Origin of the sequence: Jannaschia sp. R86511 (assembly GCF_042466345.1) — a bacterium.
Taxonomy (GTDB): domain Bacteria; phylum Actinomycetota; class Actinomycetes; order Actinomycetales; family JBBAYJ01; genus Aquipuribacter.
In genome coordinates this window covers 4254517-4275618 of record NZ_JAXHCD010000001.1, presented here as the reverse complement: position 1 = coordinate 4275618, position 21102 = coordinate 4254517, and the positions used below count along the sequence as shown (strand labels likewise).

Annotated in this window: 21 protein-coding genes; 6 read left to right on the top strand and 15 right to left on the bottom strand. The window is 75.4% G+C overall.

Annotated elements, in window-relative coordinates; genetic code table 11:
• Nucleotides 1-377: 377 nt before the first annotated feature.
• The 7 genes from alc to SJY06_RS19980 all read right to left on the bottom strand — a co-directional run bounded on the left by alc (nucleotide 378) and on the right by SJY06_RS19980 (nucleotide 9536).
• Nucleotides 378-1487, bottom strand: coding sequence for an allantoicase (gene alc / locus SJY06_RS20010; protein ID WP_380169299.1), 1110 nt, complete (start codon nucleotides 1485-1487; stop codon nucleotides 378-380).
• Nucleotides 1484-2938, bottom strand: coding sequence for an allantoinase AllB (allB, locus tag SJY06_RS20005; protein ID WP_380169298.1), 1455 nt, complete (start codon nucleotides 2936-2938; stop codon nucleotides 1484-1486). Before allB ends, alc begins: the two co-directional genes overlap by 4 nt.
• Entirely contained in the window at nucleotides 2935-4200 is a 1266-nt protein-coding gene (locus SJY06_RS20000) for a DUF6986 family protein (protein WP_380169297.1), read from the bottom strand. Before SJY06_RS20000 ends, allB begins: the two co-directional genes overlap by 4 nt.
• A gap of 1 nt (nucleotide 4201) precedes the next feature.
• On the bottom strand, nucleotides 4202-5794 hold the full coding sequence (aceB, locus tag SJY06_RS19995; RefSeq protein WP_380169296.1) for a malate synthase A: 1593 nt from the start codon (nucleotides 5792-5794) through the stop codon (nucleotides 4202-4204).
• Between the two features lie 81 nt (nucleotides 5795-5875).
• Nucleotides 5876-7120, bottom strand: a complete 1245-nt coding sequence (locus tag SJY06_RS19990) for a DUF418 domain-containing protein (protein WP_380169295.1) — start codon at nucleotides 7118-7120, stop codon at nucleotides 5876-5878.
• A 129-nt stretch (nucleotides 7121-7249) separates the two neighbouring features.
• A complete protein-coding gene (locus SJY06_RS19985; protein ID WP_380169294.1) occupies nucleotides 7250-8071 on the bottom strand; it encodes a PadR family transcriptional regulator in 822 nt (273 codons plus the stop codon).
• A gap of 151 nt (nucleotides 8072-8222) precedes the next feature.
• Nucleotides 8223-9536, bottom strand: a complete 1314-nt coding sequence (locus tag SJY06_RS19980; protein WP_380169293.1) for a hypothetical protein — start codon at nucleotides 9534-9536, stop codon at nucleotides 8223-8225.
• A gap of 299 nt (nucleotides 9537-9835) precedes the next feature.
• Here SJY06_RS19980 and SJY06_RS19975 point away from each other — a divergent pair, with 299 nt between their 5' ends.
• Entirely contained in the window at nucleotides 9836-10372 is a 537-nt protein-coding gene (locus tag SJY06_RS19975; protein WP_380169292.1) for an acyl-CoA thioesterase, read from the top strand.
• A 5-nt stretch (nucleotides 10373-10377) separates the two neighbouring features.
• Here SJY06_RS19975 and pucL read toward each other — a convergent pair whose 3' ends face one another.
• Genes pucL through uraD form a run of 3 tightly spaced genes read right to left on the bottom strand, consistent with a single transcriptional unit; the run spans nucleotide 10378 to nucleotide 12189 of the window.
• A complete protein-coding gene (gene pucL, locus SJY06_RS19970; RefSeq protein ID WP_380169291.1) occupies nucleotides 10378-11289 on the bottom strand; it encodes a factor-independent urate hydroxylase in 912 nt (303 codons plus the stop codon).
• A 1-nt stretch (nucleotide 11290) separates the two neighbouring features.
• Nucleotides 11291-11635, bottom strand: a complete 345-nt coding sequence (gene uraH / locus SJY06_RS19965; protein ID WP_380169290.1) for a hydroxyisourate hydrolase — start codon at nucleotides 11633-11635, stop codon at nucleotides 11291-11293.
• The gene (uraD, locus tag SJY06_RS19960) at nucleotides 11632-12189 is read right to left on the bottom strand and encodes a 2-oxo-4-hydroxy-4-carboxy-5-ureidoimidazoline decarboxylase (RefSeq protein WP_380169289.1); all 558 of its coding nucleotides are present in this window, start codon (nucleotides 12187-12189) and stop codon (nucleotides 11632-11634) included. The genes uraH and uraD overlap by 4 nt, the downstream gene beginning before the upstream one ends.
• A gap of 89 nt (nucleotides 12190-12278) precedes the next feature.
• On the opposite strand from uraD, the gene SJY06_RS19955 reads away from it, so the two are divergent.
• The 3 genes from SJY06_RS19955 to xdhC are packed head-to-tail and all read left to right on the top strand — an operon-like array spanning nucleotide 12279 to nucleotide 17051.
• Complete coding sequence (locus tag SJY06_RS19955; protein ID WP_380169288.1) at nucleotides 12279-13790, top strand: xanthine dehydrogenase small subunit; 1512 nt, start codon at nucleotides 12279-12281, stop codon at nucleotides 13788-13790.
• Nucleotides 13787-16171: a xanthine dehydrogenase molybdopterin binding subunit gene (gene xdhB, locus SJY06_RS19950; RefSeq protein WP_380169287.1), complete on the top strand. Its 2385-nt coding sequence runs from the start codon at nucleotides 13787-13789 to the stop codon at nucleotides 16169-16171. The genes SJY06_RS19955 and xdhB overlap by 4 nt, the downstream gene beginning before the upstream one ends.
• Nucleotides 16172-16178: 7 nt before the next feature.
• The gene (gene xdhC, locus SJY06_RS19945) at nucleotides 16179-17051 is read left to right on the top strand and encodes a xanthine dehydrogenase accessory protein XdhC (protein ID WP_380169286.1); all 873 of its coding nucleotides are present in this window, start codon (nucleotides 16179-16181) and stop codon (nucleotides 17049-17051) included.
• 81 nt (nucleotides 17052-17132) lie between these two features.
• Here xdhC and SJY06_RS19940 read toward each other — a convergent pair whose 3' ends face one another.
• Nucleotides 17133-17930, bottom strand: coding sequence for a transglutaminase family protein (locus SJY06_RS19940; RefSeq protein ID WP_380169285.1), 798 nt, complete (start codon nucleotides 17928-17930; stop codon nucleotides 17133-17135).
• A 71-nt stretch (nucleotides 17931-18001) separates the two neighbouring features.
• Here SJY06_RS19940 and SJY06_RS19935 point away from each other — a divergent pair, with 71 nt between their 5' ends.
• The gene (locus SJY06_RS19935; protein ID WP_380169284.1) at nucleotides 18002-18904 is read left to right on the top strand and encodes a transglutaminase domain-containing protein; all 903 of its coding nucleotides are present in this window, start codon (nucleotides 18002-18004) and stop codon (nucleotides 18902-18904) included.
• A 9-nt stretch (nucleotides 18905-18913) separates the two neighbouring features.
• Here the strand turns inward: SJY06_RS19935 and pdxY are convergent, their stop codons facing one another.
• Nucleotides 18914-19762 carry a pyridoxal kinase PdxY gene (gene pdxY, locus SJY06_RS19930; RefSeq protein ID WP_380169283.1) on the bottom strand — a complete coding sequence of 283 codons (849 nt, stop codon included), beginning with the start codon at nucleotides 19760-19762 and terminating at the stop codon, nucleotides 18914-18916.
• Nucleotides 19763-19852: 90 nt separating this feature from the next.
• Between pdxY and SJY06_RS19925 the strand changes: the two genes are divergently transcribed.
• Nucleotides 19853-20350, top strand: a complete 498-nt coding sequence (locus SJY06_RS19925; protein ID WP_380169282.1) for a VOC family protein — start codon at nucleotides 19853-19855, stop codon at nucleotides 20348-20350.
• Here SJY06_RS19925 and SJY06_RS19920 read toward each other — a convergent pair.
• From SJY06_RS19920 to SJY06_RS19910, 3 genes are read right to left on the bottom strand one after another with little or no spacing between them, the layout of a single operon-like run.
• A complete protein-coding gene (locus SJY06_RS19920; protein ID WP_380169281.1) occupies nucleotides 20278-20589 on the bottom strand; it encodes a transcriptional regulator in 312 nt (103 codons plus the stop codon). The two genes, SJY06_RS19925 and SJY06_RS19920, sit on opposite strands and share 73 nt — an antisense overlap.
• A 44-nt stretch (nucleotides 20590-20633) precedes the next feature.
• Nucleotides 20634-20906, bottom strand: a complete 273-nt coding sequence (locus SJY06_RS19915) for a hypothetical protein (protein WP_380169280.1) — start codon at nucleotides 20904-20906, stop codon at nucleotides 20634-20636.
• Between the two features lie 14 nt (nucleotides 20907-20920).
• Nucleotides 20921-21085: a hypothetical protein gene (locus SJY06_RS19910; RefSeq protein ID WP_380169279.1), complete on the bottom strand. Its 165-nt coding sequence runs from the start codon at nucleotides 21083-21085 to the stop codon at nucleotides 20921-20923.
• Nucleotides 21086-21102 lie beyond the last annotated feature (17 nt).

The window sequence follows — 21102 nt, the reverse complement described above, 5'->3', positions numbered from 1 at the left end:
TAGCAGCGGGGGCCAGGCGTCAATGGGCGTTTCCGCACAATCCCGTCCTTCTTTCCTTCCCCATTCGAAATGGCCAAGGAAATGGTGACGAGCCGAGCTCTTCGTCATGCCGCTCGCCGCCGGCGGCACGCTCACGGTCACCCTCGGCGCGACCACGGCTGCGGAGCGACGAGCCCGCTAGCGGGTGAACCGCCGACGCAGGGCCCGTTGGTCCGCATCGGTGGTCGGCCCCGACCCGGTCGGGCGCGGCGCGGCCAGACGCGGCCAGGCCTGACCCGACCAGGCCGACCAGGCCCGACCCGGCCCGGCCAGACGCGGCCAGACCCGGCCCGGCTCGACCCGACCCGGCTCGACCCGACCAGGCGCCAGTGCGGGCCTCAGGCGTCCCAGGCCTCGTGCAGCGCGTGCAGGGCCCCGGGGTCCACCTCGCCGTGCAGCCGGACCCGGTTGACGCCGCCGTCGGGGTGGATGTCCAGGCGGACGTGGGTCACCGTCGGGACGTCCGCCAGCGTGTCCCGCAGCCGGAACCGGTGGACGGTGTCGGGCAGCAGGGCGGTCAGCGGCACCAGCTCGACCCAGGCGGCCTCGTCGGCGAGCAGCTCGGCCGGCGACCCCGTCCGGGCGTCGAGGCCGCGCAGCGACGCGGCCCCGGGCGGGTTGCCGACGTAGTGGGTGGTGTCGACCTCCAGGACGCGCGGGACGCCGGCCGCGGCGAGGGCGAACGTCACCCACTCGTTGCCCTCGACGCGTCGGCGCGCGGTCTCCCAGCCCTCGCCGATGGTGGGGGCGACCCCGGGACGCAGCAGGTTGCCGGGGGAGGAGTAGAACCGGTCCGAGCAGCCCACCACGCGGCCGCCGTGCTGCGCGGCGAGCAGGTCGACGGTGCCCTCCAGGAACCTCGGGTCGGGGCGGACCTCGCCGAGCACCCGCAGCCGCGCGACGCCTCCGTCGGGGTAGATCCGCAACCGGACGTGGGTCCAGGTGCCGTCGTCGGTCACGTCGAAGGTGTTCTCGGTGTCCCCGTGCAGCGGGCTGCGCGCCACCAGGGTGGTCCACGCCGCGCCCTCGAGCCCGGCCAGCGACGGGTAGCCGTTCACCCGCACCGCCTCGACCGACGCCGAGGCGGGGTAGTTGCCGGTGAAGTGCGCGGTGTCCACCACGACCCGGCGGACGACGCCGGGGGCACCCAGCCGGACGATCGCGTCGTCGTTGTCGTCGCCGCCGGGCAACGAGCCCAGCGGGCCGCGTCGGCGCCGGGTCTCCCAGCCGTCGTAGACCTTGCCGTCGGGACCGAACGTCGTCGGGTCCCAGGTCGCCGGGCCGGTGGCGATCAGGTGGCGACGGTCGGCGAACAGCTCGTCGTTGGCCGCGATCACCCGCCCGCCGAGGGCGCGTGAGGCCAGGTCCACCAGGTCGTCCGGACCCAGCTCGTCGATCAGCTCGTCGGTGTCGGTGTCGGTGTCGGTGGGGTGGGCGTCGGGGCTCATGCGTCTCCTCGGGTGAGCAGGCGTCCGCGGGGCTCGGCGGCCAGGTCGATCTCGGCACCGGCCAGCCAGGTGCTGCGGACGGTGCCGTTCAGGGTCCGACCGGCGTAGGCGGTGATCGGGTTGCGGTGGTGGAGGGCGTCGGGGTCGACGACGAACGGCTCGTCCGGGGCGAGCACGACGAGGTCGGCGGGGGCCCCGACGACGAGCCGGCCCTTGGTGGCCAGCCCGGCCACCCGGGCCGGGCCCAGGCACGCCCAGCGGACGACGTCGGCCAGGGTGAAGCCGCGGGCGCGGGCCTCGGTCCACACCAGCGGCAGCAGCAGCTGCAGCGACGAGATGCCGCCCCAGGCCGCGCCGAAGTCGCCGGTGTCCAGGCGCTTGTCCGCCTCGGTCGAGGGGGAGTGGTCGCTGACCACGCAGTCGACGACCCCGTCGGCGAGGGCTCGCCACAGGGCGTCGGCGTTGGCGGCGTCCCGGATCGGGGGGCAGCACTTGAACGTGGTGGCGCCGTCGGGGACGTCGTCCGCGGCGAGCACCAGGTAGTGCGGGCAGGTCTCGACGGTCACGGGCTGCCCGGCGGCCCGGGCGGCGGCCAGCGCCGGCAGCGCCGCGGCGCTGGACAGGTGCAGGACGTGGACCCGGGCGCCCGCCTCGGCGGCCAGGCGCAGCAGCCGCTCGATGGCGACGACCTCGGCCGCGTCGGGGCGCGAGGCCAGGAAGTCCGCGTAGCGCCGGCCGCCGGCCCCGGGGGCGCCGTCGAGCACGTCGGGGTCCTCCGCGTGCACGACCAGCGTCGCGTCCAGCGCCGCGACCCGGACCAGGACCTCGCGCAGGGCCGCCTCGTCGAGGTGGCCGAACTCCGGCACCCCGGACGGCACGAGGAACGACTTGAAGCCCAGCACCCCGGCCTCGTGCAGGGGCGCCAGGTCGGCCAGGTTCTCGGGCACCGCCCCGCCCCAGAACGCGACGTCGACCCAGGCCTGCCCCTGCGCGGCGTCCTGCTTGGCGCGCAGGTTCGCCACGGTGGTCGTCGGCGGGACCGAGTTGAGCGGCATGTCGACCAGGGTCGTCGTCCCGCCGGCCGCCGCGGCTCGGGTGGCGGTCGCGAAGCCCTCCCAGTGGGTGCGGCCGGGCTCGTTGACGTGCACGTGGCTGTCGACCAACCCGGGCAGCAGCACCTCGTCCTCGCCCAGCTCGACCACCCGGGCGGCGGTGGGCAGGTCCGTGAGCTCCGGCAGGTGGGTCAGGTCGCCGCCGGGCGCCACGGTCGGGTCGGTGCCGTGACCGTCGTGCAGCAGCACCACCCGACCGTCCCGGACCCCGACGACGGCGGGCCGCTCGACCGGACCGTCGACGGTGTGGACCACGGCGCGGCGAGCCAGCACCAGCAGGTCCAGCTGAGCGGTGCCGACGTCCTCGGGGCCACCGGGCCCACCTCCGTCGCGGCTCACCCGGCACCCCCCGTCGGGGTGCGCCGGGCGAGGCGGGTCAGCTGCTCGGGGGTGCACCCCGTCGCGTCGACGGCCTCGGCCAGGTCGACCGCGCCGCAGTCGACGCCCCGCAGCACGGCCGAGGCGAGCGCCTGGGCCGTGGCCGGTTCGTCGAGCACCTGCGGGGCGGCCGCGTCCTGCGCCCGGGCCGTGTAGGCACGCAGTCGCGCCGCCCCCGCGGCGAGCTCGGCGCGCAGGGCCAGGAACGTGGCCGCGTAGCGGGTGACGAGCTGGCCGGGGTGCAGGTCCCAGCCCTGCCGCAGCGACCGGGCCTGGGCGCGGGTGACCAGCCGGGCGTGCAGCGCCAGTGCCGCCGCGACCTGGTCGGCGTCGCCGACCGGCAGCACGTTGGTCGACCCGTCGCTGACCCGGACGCCCGTGCCGGCCGCGGCCAGCTGCATGACGGCCTTGGCGTGGTCGGCCAGCGGGTGGTCCAGCGCCTGGTCGAGCGGGCCGACGCCGAGCGCGGCGCTGAAGTCGTAGGTGCCGTAGTGCAGCCCCTCGACCCGGCCGGTCCCGGCCTGCAGCATCGCGGCGACCGTCGCGCCGCCGTCCGGGCCGAGGACGGCCTGCGGCATCTCGACCTGCAGCTCGAGGCGGACCGTCCCGTCGGGCAGCCCGTGGACGGCCTCCAGGCGCGCGGCGACCAGCACGGCGGCGCGGACCTGGGCGGCCGAGGTGACCTTGGGCCAGGTGACGACGAACCGGTCGGGCAGCCCGCCCGCGGCCACGGCCGCGGCGACGACGAGGTCCAGCGTCCGCAGCCCGCGCGCCCGGGTCTCCGGCTGCAGCCCCTTGACCCGCACCCCGGCGACGAACGGCGCCGTCGGGTCGCCCCGCCAGGCCGCCAGCGCCCGCCCGGCGGTCTCGGCGTCGGCGTCCTCGACGTCGTCGGGGCGCAGCCCGTAGCCGTCCTCGAAGTCGATCCGCAGGTCCTCGACGGGCCGCTCGTGCAGCTTGGCCGCGACGCGGGGCAGCACCGTCTCGGCCGCCTCGACCGGCACCTGCGTCAGGCGCGCGAGCGCGGTCGCGTCGGGGACGGCGGAACCCAGGACCGCCAGCGCCGCGTCGCCCCAGGCCCGCGGGGTGCCGGCCTCGACCCGGTCGGCGGGGACGTAGCAGGTGTGCACCGGTTGGGGGAGGGAGCGCTCGCCCGGGTAGGCCGCGGCGAAGCGGGCGTCGTCGTCGGCGAGCAGCGAGGCGACGTCGTCCAGCAGCGTCACCTCAGTCGACCAGCCGGTAGGCCGGCAACGTGAGGAAGTCGACGAACTCCTCGGCCAGCGCGACCTGCTCGAACAGCTCGCGCGCGCGGTCCACGTGCGGCAGGTCGGTCAGCCCGCCGGCCACGTCGTCGACGACGCCGCGTACCAGCTCGCGGGTGACGGTGGTGCCGTCGTCCAGGACCACCTCGTTGCGGATCCACTGCCACAGCTGGGACCGGCTGATCTCGGCCGTCGCGGCGTCCTCCATCAGGTTGTGGATGGCGACCGCGCCCGAACCGCCGAGCCAGGCCGACAGGTAGCGCAGGGCCACGTCGACGTTGCCCCGCAGCCCAGCCGCCGTGGCCTGCCCGGGCGTGGAGCCGAGGTCGAGCAGGTCGGCCGCGGTCACGTGGACGTCCTCGCGCAGCCGGTCGAGCTGGTTGGGCCGCTCGCCCAGGACGGCCGTGAAGACCTCCTCGCAGACCGGGACCAGGTCGGGGTGGGCGACCCAGGACCCGTCGAAGCCGTCACCGGACTCCCGCGTCTTGTCCGCGCGCACCTTGTCCAGCGCGACCGCGTTGACCTCGGGGTCGCGTCGGCTGGGGATGAACGCGCTCATGCCGCCGATGGCGAACGCGCCGCGGCGGTGGCAGGTCGACACCAGCAGCTCGGTGTAGGCCCGCAGGAACGGCGCGGTCATGGTGACGGCGTTGCGGTCGGGCAGCGTGTACCCGGGCCCGGCCTCGCGCAGCACCTTGATGGCGCTGAACAGGTAGTCCCAGCGGCCGGCGTTCAGCCCGGAGGCGTGCTCGCGCAGCTCGTAGAGGATCTCCTCCATCTCGAACGCGGCCGGCAGCGTCTCGATCAGCACCGTGGCCCGGATGGTGCCGTGGGGCAGGTCGAGGCGCTCCTCGGCGTGGCTGAACACGTCGTCCCACAGCCGCGCCTCGAGGTGGCTCTCGGTCTTGGGCAGGTAGTAGAACGGGCCGTGCCAGGACGCGGCCAGGTGCGCGCCGTTGTGGAACACGTGCAGGCCGAAGTCGACCAGCGCCCCGACCGCGGTACGGCCGTCGACCAGCAGGTGCCGCTCGTCCAGGTGCCAGCCGCGCGGGCGCACCACGGGCGTCGCGTGCCGCACGTCGTCGCGGAGCCGGTACTCCTTGCCGTTGTCGGCGGTGTGCTGCAGCGTGCCGCGGGCGGCGTCGTGCAGGACCTGCTGGCCGACGACCACGTTGCGCCAGTGCGGGGTGTTGGCGTCCTCGAGGTCCGCCAGCCAGACCCGGGCCCCGGAGTTCAGGGCGTTGACGGCCATCTTGGGCTCGGTCGGGCCCGTGATCTCGACCCGGCGGTCGGCCAGGGCGTGGGGCGCCTCGGCCACCCGCCAGGTCGGGTCGTCGCGGACGTGGGCGGTCTCGGGCAGGAAGCCCGGCAGCTCGCCGGCGACGATGCGGGCGGTGCGCTCCCGGCGCGCGACGAGCAGCTCGTCCCGGCGGTCGGCGAAGCGGGCGTGCAGCTCGCCCACGAAGGCGAGGGCCTCCTCGGTGAGGACGTCCTCCTGCCCGGGCACGTCCGGTCCGACGACGGTGACGGTGGGGGTGGGCTCGGCCTCGTCCATCCCCGCACCCAACCACCCGGGCGGGTCCCCGTCACGCGGACCGCGCGGCGCCGCAGCGGTGGGTCGCCGGTCCGGGGTCGTTCAGACGGCGACGGCCGGGGCGGTGGCGTGACGACCCGGCCGGCCGTACGTCAGCCGACGCAGCAGGACCTCGAAGGGGCCGCGGCGACCGGCCGAGGCCAGCCCCCAGGCCACGGCCACGGTGACCAGCCAGGCGCCGACGGCGATGCCGTACGCGGTGGCCGTGCCCATGCCGTCGCCGAGGCCCAGGCCCCACGGCGACAGCAGCGGGGCCAGGAGCACCGACTGCAGCAGGTAGCAGGTGAGGGACCGTTCGCCGACGGCCGCGAGGACCGCGGGAGCACCCCGCCGCGCAGCCCGCCGGTCGTGGAGCCGCGCCGCCCAGAGGGCGAACAGGCAGACGTACGCCACGCCCATCGCCGTGCCCGTGACCGCGTGGACCCCGGCCAGCACGCTCGTCGTCACGGTCCCCGGGTCCCACACCCGGGCCACCACCAGCGCGTAGGGCAGGGCGCCGACCACGCCGACCAGCGACCCGAGCCGGACCAGGCGACGCAGCAGGGGCCGGTGCTCCCACGGCCGGTCCAGCAACCCCGCCCGGGCCATCGCCACGCCGGCGAGCATCGGGGCCAGCACCAGCATGACCACCGTCCCGCCGACTACGCCGAGGACCCAGATGCTTGCCCGCTCCACCACCGACGGCAGGTACTCCGTCGGCGTCGACGGGAACTCCGGGGCCAGACCGACGACGGCGAACATCACCCCGAGCAGGACGAGGCTCACCGTGCCCCAGGCGATCAGCACCCGGGGGCGGCGGTTCATCAGCAGCAGCACCACCAGCCCCGTCGCGCCGTAGATGCCGAGGATGTCGCCCTCGAACAGCAGGGCCGCGTGGACCCCGCCGAAGGCGACCAGCCACAGCTGACGGCGGAGCAGGACCGAGCGGCGCCGATGCGGCTCGAGGCCGCGCTCGGTCATGCGGCGCGCGATCGTGACCAGGCCGAAGCCGAAAAGCAGGGCGAACATCGGCCGCGACCGGTCGTTCACGAGCAGGGTGACGACGAAGTCCAGGGTCCGGTCCAGCGGGCTGCCGTCCACGGGCCGCATGCCCGGGCCGGTGTCGGTCCCGTGCAGGTACAGACCCACGTTGGCCAGCGCGATGCCGAGCAGGACAGCGCCGCGGGCGAGATCGGGCGCCCAGGAGCGCTGTCCGGCCGGTGTCGGCCCCGCGCGTCCCTCGGTCCGTGCGTCGACCGGGGCTCCGGACCGGGCCTGGGCTGCGGTGTCCGTGCGCGTCGGCTCCATGCCGTACCACGCTAGGGAGGCGGCGGGCCGGGGCCCAGGGGGCGGCCACACGGGACCGGGCGGGGGCTGACCCCCGGCCGGACCGGGGGGATGCCCGACCCCTCGGCCCGGTCGCAGCCGGCCCGTTCCTCAGGTCGAGGTGGTCGGTCCGGAGGTGGCGTCGCCCCCGTCGTCCCCGGCCAGCAGGCGGTAGAGCCTCGTCCGGGTGTCGGCGAGGATCTCGGCGGCGGCGCGCTGCTGCTCCGCGGTGCCGGTGCCGGCGATCTGCCAGAGCGCACCGCCGACCTGCTTGAGCCCGCCCATCAGCTCGAAGGTGCCCTCGGCCATGTCGTCGCGGGCGGCGTCCCACGGCGCGGCCGACCCGCTGCGGGAGGCGACCTCGTCGCGGCCGGCGTCGGTCAGCACGAAGGCCTTGCGACCGCCCTCGCGGCTCGGCTCGACCAGGCCCTCGTCCTCGAGCTGGGCCAGGACCGGGTAGACGGACCCCGGGGAGGGCTTCCACACCCCGCCGGAGCGCTGCTCGATCTCGGTGATCAGCTGGTAGCCGTTGCGGGACTCCTCGTCCAGCAGCGCCAGGACCGCGGCCCGGACGTCACCGCGTCGGGCGCGGGAACCCCGTCGCGGTCCCATCCAGCCGCCGGGCCCGAAGGGCGGCCCGCCGGCGTGACCGTGGTGCGGGTGGCCGTGGCCCGGGCCCCGCCCGCCCCGGCCTCGGGGGCCGCGCGCGCCGGGGCGGCCGGGCTCGTCGTCGGTGGGCACGGGGCCAGCCTGCCACCCCGGGCCCGGCAGTCGGCCGGTCGCGAGCCACCGCTCGCGGGCCGGGGACCGGCGGGCGAACCGGCTCAGGAGCCGCGGCGGGCGCGGGTCCCGGCCACCCCGGCCGCCCCGGTCGTCGTGGTCGTCGTGGTCGTGCGTGTCCTCGTGGTGCTCGGTGTCGTGTGGGGTCCTCACGGGATCTCCTCTGTCCTGGAGCCCGACGTCGGCGAGCTCTCACGACAGTCAACGATATATCGCTCAAGAGGTTCCCGATACGCCGACGGGCGGACCCCCGTCAGGGGCCCGCCCGTCGACGGTGCGGCCCGGTCGGCCGCGCAGGGGTGCCTCAGCCGCGCAGGTTCAGCATGTGGCCGGCGCTGAACCGGGAGTTGCGCAGCGAGCGGCCCGGGTCGGTCGCGCCGCCGGGGGCGTTGTCCTGCTCGTAGTTCGGGTTCATCTGGCCCTTGGGGCGGTAGGAGCGGAAGAACCGCTCGAAGTCGATGTCGCTGCTCGCGTCACCGAACGGGACGATGTTGTAGCCGTTGCCCACGCCGGGCTCGGCGCCCGTGTGGTCGCCGTCCTTGGCGTGGAACAGCGGGATGCGCATGCCCTCGCGGGCGGCGAAGGCCGTCGGGTCGAAGATGTTCTCGCGGCGCTGCCCGTCGTGGTCGAAGTACCAGCGGTGCTGGTGGTTGGCCACGTGGCCCCAGAAGATGTCGAGCTCGATCGGGCAGGTGCGGTCGGTCCTCTTCAGGTAGTGCTCCATCAGCCGCGTCGGGGACTCGCCGCGCACCATGACCGGTGCGGCCAGCGGGGCGCCGGTGATGCGGTCGACGGTGACCTCGACCATGGGCCCGTCGGCGATGAAGTTGTAGGCCGGGCTGTGGTTGTGGGGGTAGACCGACACGCGGAGCCGCCGGCCCATGGCGTTGAGCGCGAGCCACTTCTCGGCCGCCAGGTCCCACGCCTCGACGTTGCGGTTGTTGGCGCTCGTGGGGTCGTTGCCGGTGCCGGTGAACTCCATGCCGAGGATGGCGGCGGCCTCGAGCTCCAGCTGGAACCGGTCGCGCTCGAAGGGGTTCATGGTGCCGGCCGGCGACCCGCCGACCGACGGCGAGCCCGGCCCGTCCCAGCTGGTGGGGATGTAGCCGTGGTTGCCGATGGCTCTGAGCCCGGTGGCGTCCAGGAAGCCGCGGAGGCCCCGGATGTAGGTCAGGTAGGCGGCGCGGTTGGCGTACAGGTTGGCCGGGTTGTTGACCGAGCCCAGGTTGGGGGCCGTGCCCCCGCGGTTTGCCGCGTTCTGGCCCAGGCCGGCGAACTCGATCTGGCTGTAGCCGACCGACGCGAGGTACTCGAACACCTCGAGGAACCCGCCGGGCAGCGGCACCAGCGGGCCGAGGTCGTTGACGTCGTCGGGGAAGGTGGGCCCGCCCAGGTGGCCCATGGTGGGGGCGGGGTTGCCGTGGATGCCCTGGCGGGAGATGGCGTCGCGCTGGGTGTAGAGGATGGTGCCGACCCGGCGGTCGGGGATGAGGCGGCCGTTGGCGACGGCCCGCGTGCTCGCGAACGCGGGGCTGGTGCTGGCGGCGGCGCTGGCCACGAGGGCCATGGCCCCTGCGGTGGCGCCGAAGAAGCTGCGGCGGCTGACGTGTGCGGTCACTGTCGGTGGTCCTTCCCGGGGTTCGCCGGGCCTCAAGGGACGAGCCTGCGGCCCCGACGTCGTTGTCGGTGGAAGAGCAAGAGGTGGCGGGGGGAGCACGCCGGCCGCGGCTCCGGGGGAGGAGGAGCGGGGGGCAGGAGGAAACTTCCTCGCCCTTGCCTCCACTTGTCAAGGACTAGTGCCACCTTTTGAATGTTTGGTGGCAGAAGTCCGTCTCGGTGACCGTCCGGTGACTCCACGTCGTCCGTGCGGGCGCTCGAGGGACCGGACGTCACCCGCGCGGGTGGCAGGGTGACGTCGTGAAGCTCTACCTGCGTCTGCTGGCCTTCGTCCTGCTGACCCGGCGGCGCAGCCGGGTGTCGCTGCTCGGGCCGGTGCGCACCCCGTTCCGGGTCTGGCCGACCGACCTGGACCTGCTGCGGCACGTCAACAACGGCACCTACCTGACCATCATGGACGTCGCGCGGCTCGACCTGATGTCCCGGGCCGGGCTGGCCGGGCCCGTCCGCCGGCGCGGCTGGTACCCCGTGGTGGTCGCGGAGACCATCACCTTCCGCCGTTCGCTGACGCTGTTCCAGCGCTTCGAGATCGTCACGACGTGCCTGGGCTGGGACGACCGCTCGATCTTCCTGTCCCAGGACTTCGAGCGCGGCGGCTCGGTCGTGGCCTCGGCCGTGATCCGGGCGCGGTTCCTGGGCCGCGGCGGTGAGCGCGTCACCCCCCAGCAGCTCCTCGAGCTCGCCGGGGACGTCGGTCCCCGCCCGACCCTGCCGGAGTGGGTGCGTCGCTGGGCCGAGGCGACGGACGGCCGGCCGACGGCCACCGGGCGGTCCTGAGCCGCTCAGACGAAGCCCGGCACCGACTCCCACGCCCGTCCGGCCGGGGGCGCGTCCTCGCGCAGCACGCTGCCCTCGATCAGGCCGTAGGGCCGGTCGGCGGCGAGCAGGACCTCGCCGGGGTTGTCGAGGCCGAACGGCGTCAGGTCGACGACGAAGTGGTGCTTGTTGGGCATCGACAGCCGCACCTCGGCCACGTCGGGGTGCTGCTCCAGGACGGCCGCGCCCATGGCGTGCAGGGTCTGCTGCAGGGCCAGGGAGTGCAACGACGCGAACGTCTCCAGCATCGTCCGGCGGATCGCGGCGTGCCCGGCGGCGAAGCCGTCGCCGTGGCCGCCCGGGCCGCCGCTGGTGGCGTAGCGCCAGCGGGCCGTGACCGCAGTGGCCAGCACCCGGTCGGAGGTCTCGGCCAGGGTCGTGTACTCGTCGCGCGGGAAGCCGTGGAACTCCGAGCCCGTCGACTTGAGGACCACGAGGTCGCGCAGCCCCGACACCACCCACACCTCGTCGCCGTCGACCGTGACGACCGTGGTGCGGGTCTCGCCGCCGGGTCGGCGGAAGGCGTGGTCGTGCTCGGCCCCGTCGACCTCGATGCGCTCCCAGGAGTGCGTGTCGACCTCGATCCGGGCCCCCGTCACGGCCGCCTGGGTGTCGACGAAGTGCCGGCCCAGGCGCATCGCGAACGCCTCCGGGTCGCCGACGCCGAAGCGACGGGCGAACGCGTAGACCGTGTTCTTCTGCGTGTCCGTGGGCAGCACGGCGGAGTTGTCGCCGTGCAGGTGGGTGCCGGCGAAGTCCCCCCGCAGCTGGGTCGTCACCGTCAGGTCGGTGATGACGTGCCGGGGGCTGGAGCGGTCCACGTGGACCAGCCGCACCTCGGCCTTGCCGTACTGGTTGGGTCCCAGGACGATCCCCATGTCAGCTCCCGCGGTAGGTCGAGTAGGCGAACGGGCTCAGCAGCAGCGGCACGTGGTGGTGCGCGCGGTCGGCGGCCAGGGTGAACGCGACGACCACGTACGGGTAGAAGGTGTCGCGCCCGGCCGCGGCGAACCAGTCGCCGGTGGCGAAGGTGAGCCGGTACGTGCCGGGCGGCATCCCGGCGCCGGTCTCGGGGCCGAGCGTGCGGCACCGGCCGTCGGCGTCGGTGGTGCCCGCGGCGACCTGGTCCCAGCCGTCGTCGCCCGAGCGCTCCAGCACGACGACCACGCCCGCGGCGGGCGTGCCGGTGGCCGCGTCCAGCACGTGCGTGGTCACGGCGCTCACCGGCCGGCCTCCTGCCGCGCGAGCTCGTCCAGCAGACCGCGCAGCCGGAGCACGGCGATCTCGCCCAGCTGCTGCCGGACGACGCGGGCCTCGGTGGCGGCGTCGTGGCCGAGCCGCTGCCGGGCCAGGGCCAGCACGTCCGCCGCGCTGCGCCCGGCCGCGCGGACCAGGAGCACGTGGCCGAAGCGCGCCTCGTAGGCGAGGTTGGCCTCCCGGAGCCGCTCGGCCGTGGTCGGGTCCTGGCTCACCCCCGCCTGCTCGCGGCGCGAGTGCGTCGACGACGCCCCGGCGTCCGCGGGCCGCTCCCCGATCCGGGGGTGGGCGGTCAGCGCCTCCTGCAGCGCCTGCTCGGACAGCGCCTCGGCGGCGAGCCCGGCCTGCGCCTCCAGCGCCGCGACCGAGCGGTAGGGCCGGCCGGCCAGGACGGCGTCCACCCACTGCCCGGCGTGCAGGCAGACCTCGAGCCCGGGGCGCAGGGCCTCGGCCGGGGCCGTGTCGAAGGCGTGCACGGCCCGGGCCGGACCGTCCGGGGGTGCTGCGGGGAGGTCGCTCACGCCAGCAGTATCACCGCACCCCGGGCCCTGCGCCCCGGACGACGCCCGTTCGCAACGAGACCGTCACGTGAGCGTGGGTACCCTGGCGCATGGTCGACGACGAGCCGCTGGTGCTGCGCCTGAACGGGCGCGACGTGGCCCTGGCCGGTCTGCCCCCGACGGCGACGCTGCTGCGTGCGGTGCGCTCCCGGGGCCTGGTGGGGACCAAGGAGGGCTGCGGGGACGGGGACTGCGGCGCCTGCACCGTCGTGCTCGCCGACCGCGGCCCGGACGGCGCGGTGACCCACCGCGCGGTCAACAGCTGCCTCGTGCCGGTGGGGTCCGTCGTGGGGCTGGACGTGGTCACCGTCGAGGGTGTCGCCGGCCCGGACGGCGGGCTCCACCCGGTCCAGCAGGCCGTGGTCGACTGCGCGGGCTCGCAGTGCGGCTACTGCACCCCCGGCTTCGTGATGAGCATGTTCGCGGGCTTCCACGACCCGGCCGAGCGCGGCCCGGACGGCGTCGACCCGGCCGTCGTCGAGGGCAACCTGTGCCGCTGCACGGGGTACACGTCGATCCGCCGCGCCTGCCGCCGGCTGGGGGCGACCGACGGTGGCCCGGACCCGACCGCGGCCGGGGCACAGGTCCCCGCTGCCGGGGAGGACGGCGGGGCGACCGTCGGACCTGTGGCCGCGGACCGCGGACCGACGGCCGGCACCGTGACGGCCGCCGGCCGCGCGTTCCACCGCCCGACCGCCCTGGCCGACGCGCTCGCCCTGCTGGCGCAGCACCCCGACGCGACCGTCGTCGCCGGTGGCACCGACCTGGGTCTCGAGCTGTCGCACCGCACCCTCGACCCCGAGGTCGTGGTCTCGCTGGAGCACGTGGTCGAGCTGCTGCAGCTGGAGCGGACGCCGAATCAGCTGCAGGTCGGGGCCGGCGTCAGCCTCACGCGGCTGGAGCGCGAGGCCGCAGGGCTGCTGCCCGCGCTGGACGAGATGCTGCACTGGTTCGCGGCCCGCCAGGTCCGCAACCGGGCCACCCTCGGCGGCAACCTCGGCACGGCCTCACCCATCGGGGACCTGCCGCCGGTGCTGCTGGCGCTCGACGCCGACGTGCACCTGGCCGGCCCGGACGGTCCCCGCACCGTCGCCGTCGCCGACTACTTCACCGGCTACCGCCAGACGCTGCGCCGTCCCGGCGAGGTCGTCACCCGCGTCGACCTGCCGCTGGGCCCCGGTCCGGGTGCAGCCGTCCGGCTGAGCCGGTCCTACAAGGTCGGCAAGCGCGGCACCGACGACATCAGCGTCGTGGCGGCCGCGTTCACCGTCGACCTGGCCGCCGACGGCACCGTGGTCCACGCCCGGTTCGCCTACGGCGGGGTCGCGGCCACGCCGGTCCGGGCCCGCGCGGTCGAGGAGCTGCTGCTCGGCACCCGGCTGGACCCGGGCACCGTGGCCCGCGCGGCCGCCCGGTTGGCCGAGGCGTTCACCCCGCTGGACGACCTGCGGGCGAGCGCCGCCTACCGCAGGCGGCTGGTGGGGAGCCTGTTCGAGAAGTTCTGCGCCGAGCACGCACCGCCCGCCGGCTCCCAGGAGCCCGTGCCGGGGGCCGTGGCGTGAGCGGCCCGGCCCGTCACCACGAGAGCGCCGTCGGCCACGTCACCGGCCGCGCGGTCTACACCGACGACCAGGTCCGCCCCACCGGCCAGCTGACGGCCTGGCCCGTGGTGTCGCCCCACGCCCACGCCCGCGTCGTCGCGGTCGACACCACCGCCGCGCTCGCCGTGCCGGGGGTGGTCGTGGTCCTGGGCCCCGAGCACGTCCCCGGTGTCAACGACTGCACGGGTCACGCCGCCGACGAGGAGCTGCTGCCCACCGGGCTGGTCCACTACGTCGGCCACGTCGTGCGCTGGGTGCTGGGCGAGACCGAGGACGCTGCGCGCCTCGGCGCCGAGGCGGTCAGGGTCGACTACGAGCCGCTGCCGGCCGTGCTCGGCATCGACGCCGCCCTCGCGACCGGCAGCGTCCACACCCAGCCGAAACGCATCCTGCGCGGCGACCCCGACGCCGTGCTCGACTCCGCCGGGTCCGAGGGCGGCCGGCACGTGCTGTCCGGCGAGGTCCGCACCGGCGCCCAGGACCACTTCTACCTGGAGACCCACGCCGCCTGGGCGCACGTCGACCCCGACGGCAACGTCGCCTGCACGGTGTCGACCCAGCACCCGAGCGAGACCCAGGGTGTCGTGGCCAAGGTGCTCGGGCTGCCCCGCAGCCGCGTCGTGGTCACCTGCCTGCGGATGGGCGGCGGGTTCGGTGGCAAGGAGTCGCAGTGCCACCCGTTCGCGGCGGTCGCGGCGCTCGCCTCGCAGGTCACCGGTCGCCCGGTCCGGGTGCGGCTGGACCGGCAGCAGGACATGACCATCACGGGCAAGCGGCACCCGTTCCTGGGCCGCTACCGGGTGGCCTTCGACGACGACGGCCGGCTGCTGGCACTGGACGCGCAGCTGGTCAGCGACGGCGGCTGGAGCCTCGACCTGTCCGACCCGGTGACCAGCCGCGCGATGTTCCACGTCGACAACGGCTACTTCGTGCCGGCGCTGCGGGTGACGGGGCAGGTGGCGCGGACCAACCACGTCAGCCACACCGCGTTCCGGGGCTTCGGCGGGCCGCAGGGGATGCTCGTCGCCGAGGAGGTCCTCGACCGCGTCGCCCGCCACTTGGGGCTGCTGCCCGAGCTGGTGCGCGAGCGCAACCTGTACCGCGGTCCGGAGGACGGCGGGTCCGTCGAGCGCGCCACCACCCACTACGGCCAGCGGGTGCTGGACAACCGGTTGCCGCGGATCTGGCGCGAGCTGTCGGAGCGGGCCGACCTGGCCGCCCGCCGGGCCGAGGTCAGCGCGTTCAACAGCCGCGCCACCCACACCCGGCGCGGGCTGGCGATCACCCCGGTCAAGTTCGGAATCTCGTTCACCAAGAGCCAGTACAACCAGGCCGGGGCGCTGGTGCTGGTCTACCTGGACGGGTCGATCCAGCTCAACCACGGCGGCACCGAGATGGGCCAGGGCCTGCACACCAAGATGCTGCACGTGGCCGCGTCGACCCTCGGGGTGGACGTCGGCCGGTTCCGGGCCATGCCGACGGCCACCGACAAGGTGCCCAACACCTCGGCCACCGCGGCCAGCAGCGGCTCCGACCTCAACGGCATGGCCGTCCGGGCGGCCTGCGAGACCATCCGTGACCGGCTCGCGGTGGTCGCGGCGAGGATGCTGGGGCGCAACAGCCCCGAGGACCTGGTGTTCGCCGACGACCACGTGTTCCCGGCCAAGGAGCCGGACCGACGCATCGGGTTCGCCGAGCTCGCCTACACCGCCTACGACCAGCTGGTCTCGCTGTCGGCCACCGGGTACTACCGCACGCCCAACCTGGTGTGGGACCCCGAGGCCGGGCGGGGGACGCCGTTCCACTACTACGCCTTCGGCGCCGCGCTCAGCGAGGTCGAGGTCGACGGGTTCACCGGGACCTTCCGGCTGCGGTCCGTCGACGTCGTCCACGACGTCGGGGACTCGCTCAACCCGCTGGTCGACCTCGGCCAGGTCGAGGGCGGCTTCGTGCAGGGGATGGGCTGGCTGACCATGGAGGAGTGCGTCTGGGACGACGACGGTCGGCTGCGGACCTTCGCCCCCAGCACCTACAAGATCCCGACCGTCGCCGAGATCCCCGAGCACTTCGAGGTGCACCTGCTGGGCGACGCGGCGCAGGACCGCACGGTGCTGGGCAGCAAGGCCGTGGGCGAGCCGCCGTTCATGCTCGCGCTGTCGGTGCGCGAGGCGCTGCGCGACGCGGTCGCCGGGTTCGGTCCCGCCGGGCCCGGGCAGCGGGTCGAGCTGGCCGTGCCCGCGACGCCCGAGGCGACGCTCTCGGCGGTCGACGCGGTGCGGTCCGCCGGCACCCTCGGGACCGGCAGCGGTCGGGGCGCCGGAGAGCTGTCGGCGCAGCAGTGACGGGCGGATGAGTGGTGCTGGCTCGACGGGAGGTGCTGGCTCGACGGGAGGTGCGGCCGGGGCGGGCGGCTCCGGTCAGACCTGGTGGGAGGCGCTGGGCGCGCTCACGGCCACCGGGACCCCGTTCGTTCTCGTCACGGTGGCCGAGGTCCGCGGCCACACCCCCCGCGGTGCGGGCAGCAAGATGCTGGTCTCGGCCGACCGGGTCGTCGGCAGCGTCGGCGGCGGCAGCCTCGAGCGGGCGGCCGTCCTGCAGGCACGCCGGCTGCTGGCCACGGGCGCGACGTCACCGGTCCTGGAGCGCACCCGCCTGGACCGCAGCCCCGGCGAGCACGGCGTCCAGTGCTGCGGCGGGGAGGTGACCCTGCTGCTGGAACCGGTCCACCCCGCCCGCCCGGTCGTCGTCGTGTTCGGTGCCGGCCACGTCGGTCGCGCCCTGGCCCAGGTGCTGCAGGTGCTGCCCGTCGACGTGCGGCTGGTCGACTCGCGGCCCGACGAGCTGGCGTCGGTCGTGACCGGTCGCGTCGGCGCCGCCGAGGTGTCGACGGTGCCCGCGCCGGTGCCCGACGTGGTCGCCCGTGACCTGCCGGCGGGTGCGCACGTGCTCGTCATGACCCACGACCACACCGAGGACCTGGCCGTCCTCGACGTCTGCCTGCGCCGTGACGACCTGGGGTTCCTCGGCCTGATCGGCAGCACCGCCAAGTGGCGCACGTTCCGCGGGCAGCTGGTCGGCCTCGGCCACGACGAGGAGGCGCTGGCGCGCGTCACCACCCCGATCGGGGTCGAGGGCGTCAGGGGCAAGAGCCCCGCGGCGATCGCCGTCGCGACCGCCGCACAGCTGCTGACGGTGCTGGACCTGCCCGAGAGCAGCACCTGAGCGACGCGTGCGGCCGGGTGCCCGGCCGGGACGCGGTCCGCTCAGGTTCGGGCTGCGACCTGCCGACACACCGGGATGGCCTCAGCCGAGCTGGACCAGCCGGTCGAGGTCGTCGACGGGCAGGTCGCCGTCGACCGTCGCGGTCACGCTCATCCCGTCCAGGCGCAGCGCCCCGCCGTAGCTGGACATGAACGCCGTGTCCGCCGCGTCGCGACCGGTCGCGATCCGGACCAGGGACTGCCGCGGCGCGAGCAGGGTGGCGTCGACGACGTACCAGGCCCCGTCGACCATGGCCTCGACCACGGCGTGGAAGTCCATCGGGTCCAGGCCGGGTGCGTACACCGACACCAGCCGGGCCGGCACGTCGCGCGCGCGCAGCAGGGCCAGGGTCAGGTGGGCGTAGTCGCGGCAGACGCCGGCCCCCGCGAGCAGGGTGTCGACGGCGCCGTCGGTGACCCGGCTGCTGCCCGGCACGTAGGCCAGCCGGCCCCCCACCCACGCCGCGACGTCGCGGACCAGCGACGCGGGGTCACCGGCCCCGCCCAGCTCGGCCGCGGCCACCGCCGCGAGCGCGTCGGACTGCGCGTAGCGGCTGGGGCGCAGGTAGGCGGTCCGGTCCAGCGGCTGCACCGTCACGGGCGCGGACTCCCCGTGCACCTCGGCCCGGTAGGACACCTGCAGCCGTCCGGCGCCGGGCCGGACGACGTGCAGCCGCCCGCCGACGTCGGTGGCCAGCTCGGTGACCTCGACGGGCGCACCGTCCAGGGTGACCTCGAGGACCTCGGTCCCGGGGCGGTCGCCGGCCACGGCCACCTGCAGCTCGACGGTGGACGGTGCGAGCACCTGGGCGGTCAGGGTGCTGGTGACGGTACGGACCATGGGACGAGTCTGACGGGTCCGGCGAGCGGTTCGGTCCTGCGTCCGGCGCCGAGGCAGGGGAGGATGGGCCGATGACCACGACCGGCGACGCCGCGCCGCCCGTGGGACGGCAGCGCTACCGGCTCAGTCAGTCCTTCCGCTACGACTACGACGGCCCCGTGCTGTCGCTGCTGCACCGCCTGGTCGTGGTCCCGCCGCGACGCCACGGGGACCAGCACCTGCGCCTGGGGGCGCTGCAGGTCGCCGACCACAGCGCCCAGGTGGAGTGGACCGGGGACGAGCACGGCAACCGGGTCGGGCTGGTGCGGCTGGCGGTGGTCCCGGAGTCGGTGCAGATGCACGTGTCCGTCGTGGTCGAACGGCACGGCGAGGCGGCGCCGCTCGAGGTCGGTCTGCTGGGCGACCCGCGCCTGCTGGGGCCGAGCCTCAAGACCGGCCCGGACGACGCCATCCGCCGGCTGGCCCGCGACCTGGTGGGCCGCGAGGACGACGCCCTGGCCGCCGCCGACCGGGTCTGCGCCGCGGTCAAGGAGCTGGTCCGCTACGAGAAGGGGGCCACCACCGTCGCGACCACGGCCGCGCAGGCGCTGGCCGGCGGGGCCGGGGTCTGCCAGGACCAGACCCACGTCATGCTGTCGGTCCTGCGGGTGGCCGGCATCCCCTGCCGGTACGTGTCCGGGCACCTGGTCGGCCAGGGCGGCACGCACGCCTGGGTCGAGGTCCTGGTGCCGCACGCGAGCGGGGCCCGGGCGGTCGCCTTCGACCCGACGCACGCCCGCCGCGCCCACGACGGGTACGTCACCGTGGCCGTCGGCCGCGACTACGTGGACGTGCCGCCGACGTCCGGCTGGTACTCCGGCGACGCCCGCGGCACGCTGTCCGGCCGCCGGGAGCTGGTCCGCGAGGACCTGCCCGGGGTCGAGACCCCGGCCGCGGCGGCCGGGACGGGGCCGGACCTGCGCCGCAGCGCCTGAGCGGGGGGCTCAGACCTCGCGGACCTCGAAGGTGCGGGTCGGCGCGACCAGCTCGTCCTGGGCGCTGATGAGCAGGATCTCCCGCGACCCGGCCTCGTCGGTGCGGGCCAGCAGCCCGAACACCGACGCCGTGGCCGCGCCCAGCGCCTCGGCGGCCGAGCCGGTCCGCAACCAGTGGGCGAGGAACAGCCCCGCGGTGGCGTCGCCGGCCCCGTTGACCGACAGGCCCAGCCGGGGCGTGCGGACCAGCCAGTGCCGACCGCCCTCGGACGCCAGCAGGTCGACGGCGTCGTCGGGGGTGTCGTCGGTGACCAGCGAGGTCGTCAGCACCACGCGGGGACCGCGGGCCTGCACCGCGGCGACGGCCTCCTTGACCTGGGCCATGGTGCGGGTCTCCGTCCCGGCCAGCAGGTCCAGCTCGAAGTGGTTCGGCGTCACCAGGTCGGCCTGCGGCAGGGCGACGTCGGTCATGAACTCCGGCACGCCCGGTCGCACGAACACCCCGCGCCCGACGTCGCCGATGACGGGGTCGCAGCAGTAGACGGCCTGGGGGTTGGCGGCCTTGACCCGGGCGACCGCGGCCAGCACGGCGTGGCCGATGTCGGCCGAGCCCAGGTACCCCGACAAGACCGCGGTGGCCGTGCCGAGCACGCCGCGGTCGGCGATGCCCTGGACGAGCTCGTCGATGGACTCGCCGTCGTAGATCCGGCCCTTCCAGTCCCCGTAGCCGGTGTGGTTGGAGAACTGCACGGTGTGCACCGGCCACACCTCGGTGCCCAGGCGCTGCAGGGCGAACACGGCCGAGGAGTTGCCGACGTGGCCGTAGGCGACGTGGGACTGGATCGAGAGGACGCTCACCGGGCCAGGGTAGGACCCGGTGGCCGCCGCCCCGGTGGTCGGCGCCGGCTGTCGGTGGGGGCCGCCAGGATCCGGGGCAGGAGGTGCCCCATGACGTCGACCACGACGTACCCGACGATCCGGCAGGTGGTGCTGGACACCACCGACCCGCGCGGCCTGGCCGAGTTCTACCGCGCGCTGTTCGGCCTGGCCTACCGGCCCGGCGACGAGCCCCCGGCCCCGGGGGAGCCCGACCCGAACGGCGAGGACTGGCTAGTCCTGCAGGCGCGCGACGGCGGTATCGGTCTGGCGTTCCAGATGGAGCCGGAGCACAGGCCCTCGACCTGGCCGGAGCACACGCTGCCCCAGCAGCTGCACCTGGACTCCACCGTCGCCGACGCCGCCGAGCTGCAGCAGGTGCACGAGCGGGCCCTGGCGCTGGGCGCGCGGCCGTTGCTGGACCGCACCGACGACCCCGACGAGCCGCTGCGGGTCTACGCGGACCCGGCCGGGCACCCGTTCTGCGTGTTCGTGGGTCAGCCCTTCTTCGCCGGCGCGGGCACGGTGCCCCGCGAGCGGGCGACCAGCTGCTCCAGCCTGCCCAGGTAGTCCTCGAACGCGGCGCGGCCGACCTGGGTGAGCCGGACCGACGTCCCGCGCCCGGCGCCCCGCTCCTTGCGGACCTCGAGGTAGCCGACGTCCTCCAGGCTGCTCAGCTGCTTGGACAGGGCCGAGTCGGACGTGCCGATGCTCTCGCGCAGGAACGAGAAGCGGACCCACTCGGCGGGGGCGAGCAGCGACATGACGCTCAGCCGGGCCGGGGTGTGCAGGAACGGGTCGATGGTCATGGGCACTGTTGCGGGTGTCGTCGCGGGTGCCGGCTCGGTGCCGCTCACGAGGCGGCCCGGCCGGCGAGGTGGCGCTGGACGGGCCACACCAGGGCGAGCACGACCACCGCGGCGGCGGCCATGCCCCAGGTGTTGGGCAGCGGCAGCTCGGCGCGCCGGACCACCAGCTGCACGGCGACGTCCGCGGCCAGGGCCGCCGCCATGGTGCCCAGCAGCACCAGGTCACGACGCCACGAGCGCTGGTCGGTCCGCAGCTGCACCTGCCGCCTCACGGTGAGGACGGCCATCAGGCCGACCAGGACGGCGAACAGCCACACCAGGTCGGCGTCGATCAGGTAGCCCAGGGGCGGCAGGGCGAGGGCGACGGCAGGACGGAGCGGGCCGCCCAGGGCGAGCTGCCGGCGGCCACGGTCTGCGCCCGGCGGCGGCGGTTCTCGGCCAGGGCGGCGGCCGCCTCGTCGGGGCTGATGCTCGAGGTCTGCTCGGACGGGTTCACGGGTCCTCCTGAGGTTC

Coding starts and splice junctions, on each gene's coding strand:
- alc (WP_380169299.1), bottom strand. CDS start 1,487: ATGAGCCCCGACGCCCACCCCACCGACACCGACACCGACACCGACGAG.
- aceB (WP_380169296.1), bottom strand. CDS start 5,794: ATGGACGAGGCCGAGCCCACCCCCACCGTCACCGTCGTCGGACCGGAC.
- SJY06_RS19990 (WP_380169295.1), bottom strand. CDS start 7,120: ATGGAGCCGACGCGCACGGACACCGCAGCCCAGGCCCGGTCCGGAGCC.
- pucL (WP_380169291.1), bottom strand. CDS start 11,289: ATGGGGATCGTCCTGGGACCCAACCAGTACGGCAAGGCCGAGGTGCGG.
- SJY06_RS19955 (WP_380169288.1), top strand. CDS start 12,279: ATGGTCGACGACGAGCCGCTGGTGCTGCGCCTGAACGGGCGCGACGTG.
- xdhC (WP_380169286.1), top strand. CDS start 16,179: ATGAGTGGTGCTGGCTCGACGGGAGGTGCTGGCTCGACGGGAGGTGCG.
- SJY06_RS19940 (WP_380169285.1), bottom strand. CDS start 17,930: ATGGTCCGTACCGTCACCAGCACCCTGACCGCCCAGGTGCTCGCACCG.
- SJY06_RS19935 (WP_380169284.1), top strand. CDS start 18,002: ATGACCACGACCGGCGACGCCGCGCCGCCCGTGGGACGGCAGCGCTAC.
- SJY06_RS19925 (WP_380169282.1), top strand. CDS start 19,853: ATGACGTCGACCACGACGTACCCGACGATCCGGCAGGTGGTGCTGGAC.
- SJY06_RS19920 (WP_380169281.1), bottom strand. CDS start 20,589: ATGACCATCGACCCGTTCCTGCACACCCCGGCCCGGCTGAGCGTCATG.